Below are 364 nucleotides of genomic sequence, written 5' to 3' on the forward strand. Positions count from 1 at the left end.
TGTTGGTAATCTGGTAACGCAGCCATTCCCTGCTCCACAACGTCACGCATCTGCTCTTTAGACAGGATTTTGCTTTTCATCGAAGCACCATTGAAGTACAAAATAAATGGCTGCTCTTTATCACAAACAACTTGGTGATCTGGGTAGGCAAACTCTAAACGTCTTGGTGGTGTATGTCCTAAAATACGCAGCATGTCTAGCATCACCTCAACTTCAGGCTGTAAGTCAGAACGAAAAACTGCCACGTCACACAGTACTCTACGGATCAAATTATTGTAGGGGAAACCAATTTTAAGCTTTGCTTTGCCCAGCGCCATCATCCAATGGGAGCGATTGGTGCTGGCGAGATCGAACATGAGGTCTT

At 45.1% G+C, this 364-nt stretch carries 1 protein-coding gene; it reads right to left on the reverse strand.

The genetic code is table 11. The features are described from left to right. A partial coding sequence (locus AYW76_RS19250) for a glycosyltransferase family 9 protein (RefSeq protein WP_407943028.1) occupies window positions 1–364 on the reverse strand: 364 nt, incomplete at both ends.

The sequence above is a fragment of the Marinomonas gallaica genome, from assembly GCF_001639745.1.
Classification (GTDB): Bacteria; Pseudomonadota; Gammaproteobacteria; order Pseudomonadales; family Marinomonadaceae; genus Marinomonas; species Marinomonas gallaica.